The 3014-nt window shown below is 34.6% G+C and carries 1 protein-coding gene; it reads left to right on the forward strand.

What is annotated here, in order from left to right; genetic code table 11:
* Positions 1-96 precede the first annotated feature (96 nt).
* Positions 97-2799, forward strand: a complete 2703-nt coding sequence (locus AC3DU7_RS29870; RefSeq protein ID WP_488042872.1) for an AAA-like domain-containing protein — start codon at positions 97-99, stop codon at positions 2797-2799.
* Positions 2800-3014: the final 215 nt, after the last annotated feature.

Genomic DNA, 3014 nt, shown 5'->3' on the forward strand with positions numbered 1-3014 from the left:
TTCCCTATTCCCTATTCCCTATTCCCTATTCCCTAGCGCTACGCGCTATAGTGCCATAATTGATTTAATTTTCGATTATGGGAGAAGTCTAATAAAATGTCTGAAAATAATTCTTTAATTGGTCAAACTCTCAGACAACATTATAAAATTGTCGAACAATTAGGTTGTGGAGGCGGGTTTGGAGAAACTTATATTGCTGAGGATATAGATATACCAGAAAATCCTAAACCTCAGCGTGTTGTGAAACGACTAAAACCGACTATTAAGCATCAACAAGTCCAAAGATTATTCGAGCAAGAAGGTCAAATTCTCAACCGACTTAGTAGATACGATAAAATTCCTACTTTGTATGCTTATTTTGAGCATAATCAAGAATTTTATCTAGTTCAAGAATTAATAATAGGTCATGATTTAACCACAGAAATGAGTCAGCCTTGGAGTGAAGCTAAAGTGCTAATTTTTTTGTCAGAAATTTTAGAAGTTTTAGCTTTTGTACATCAAAATGGGGTAATTCATCGAGATATTAAACCGGGGAATATTATGCGGCGAGACCGCGACCAAAAATTAATGTTAATTGACTTTGGTGCAGTTAAAGAAGTAAGTAATATTGTTGTTAATTCTCAGGGAAAATCTAGTAGTACAATTGCAGTGGGTACTCCTGGTTATATGCCTGTGGAACAAGCACAAGGAAGACCACAATTTGCTAGTGATATTTATGCTGTGGGTATTACTGCAATTCAGGCTTTAACGGGAGTTACATCGAGGAATTTTATCCAAGATGAATTAGGTGAAATAGACTTGCAAAAATTAGCACCTAATATCAGTGAAAAGTTGGCTAATTTTCTAACAAAAATGGTTAGGGTTAATTGGAGACAGCGTTACTCTGATGCTGCTGTAGCTTTACGGGGATTACAGGGAAATATTGAACCTATTTCTGGAATATTAAATTGGATTTTATTAAAGATAACTATTGGTTTGATTTGTCAGCATAAAAATTGCGATTTTAGTATTTTTCAAAATAGTCTAGAATTATTTGTAGACCGCCTTCAGCAAAATAGTGCTTCTGTGAATTATGAGCTTTACAAAACTGTTAATATGTCGCTATTAAAGGCACAAGAAAAAATTGCTATTGAATATAGAAATCAGATTGGTGGTTCTTTTCCCACAGTACTTCAATATTCACCATTTCATTCTGAGCAAAAACGAGAAAATTTGGGTTGGGTGAATCGTAAAATATCTAAGCTGAGAAGTGAATTAAAAAAGAGCGATCGAACAAAATATGTGACAAGTTTTCCAGAAGATATTAGTTGTTTGTTAATTCCTTTGCCTGCTGTAGATGAAATTAAGAATTTATGCCAGAGTTTTATTCTGGTTTTACTCCAGGGAGATGAACCAGATGGATACTTAGAAAAGCTGCAAAGAGATGTGGGAGGATTATTAAACTTAGTAGCTATTAATTTCATGCAAGAAATGCGCGAAAATCAAATAGTAAAAGAAATTTTTGAATCTGATTTTTTAGAGATAATTAATCAACAATTACCAGGAGAGAAATTGACTCTAGAAGATTTAGAGAAATCTCTCCAGAAAGTTAGATTAGAATTAACTGAATTAAGGATTCAACAGGAAAAAGCAAAAACAGCAATTATCTCACAACCTATTAATTTTGATATGACACGACCAGGTAATTCACAAGTTGAAGAAGGAAGAAGGAAGGAAGAAGAAGAGGGGAGGAAGAAGTGGGTGGGGACTCAAATCCCAATCAATTTTCAACACAATGAAAAGGGGCTATTACTAGATACTCCCTCTGGTCAAGTACCACTTAACTCTATCTTTTATATAGAGCGATCGCCCATAGAGTCAGAGTGTTATGAAACTATTATGAATCCAGGAGCATTGATTCGAGTTAAAGCACCTCGACAGATGGGAAAAACTTCTTTAATGAGTAGAATTTTGAATTATGCCGAACAGCAAGGATATTGCAAAGCTTGTTTAAATTTTCAGTCAGCAGATGAAGAATTTCTCACTAATCTTGATTTATTTTTAAAGTGGTTTTGTGCCAGCATTACTGATGAATTGAATCTAGAAGAAAAACTATCTGAATATTGGCAAGGAGTATTAGGAAGTAAAAATAAATGTACAAATTATTTTCAAAGATATCTACTTTCAGAAATTTCAACTCCTTTAGTTTTAGGGTTAGATGAAGTAGACCAAGTATTTCAACATCCAGAAATTGCTACCTCCTTTTTTGCTTTGCTCAGGACTTGGCATGAACGTGGAAAAAATGAAGCAGTTTGGCAAAAGTTAAGGTTAGTAATTGTACATTCAAAAGAAGTATATATTCCTCTAAATATTAATCAATCACCTTTCAATGTTGGTTTACCCATAGAGTTACGAGAACTCAACTGGGAAGAAGTAGAAAATTTAGTCAAATTACATCATTTAGAATGGTCTTCAGAACAGATAAAAGAATTAATGGCAATGGTAGGAGGACATCCTTATTTAGTACGTCAAGCTCTCTATCAAATTGCCAGGGGAAGAATAACTTTAGAAAAGCTATTACAAGTCGCTCCCACAGAAGAAGGCCCCTATTGTGACCACCTACGTCGCCACTTAAATAATCTTGAAGAAAATCCAGAATTATTAACAGCAATTAAACAAATTATTACAATAGATTATCCTATACCTATAGGCACAAAAGAAGGATTCAAATTACGCAGTATGGGATTAGTAAAATTTAAAGGTAATTTAGTCATGCCTCTATGTGAATTATATCGGAGATATTTTAGTTATCGACTGTAAAGCAATTTCAGTTATAGCGCTACGTGCAAGGCAACAGGCAACAGGTAATACTATTTCTCAAAAACTTTTCCACATTTTGTTGAGCAGGGGAGTGGGTAGGGACGTTGCATGCAACATCCGTACAGGGAGTGGCAAACATAAGAATAATTAGGGTTTGCTAAAAAAGTCTTTTTGCTAAGGCAGGGAGTAGGGAGTAGGGAGTAGGGAGTAGGGAG

Source organism: Okeania sp. (genome assembly GCF_983059655.1).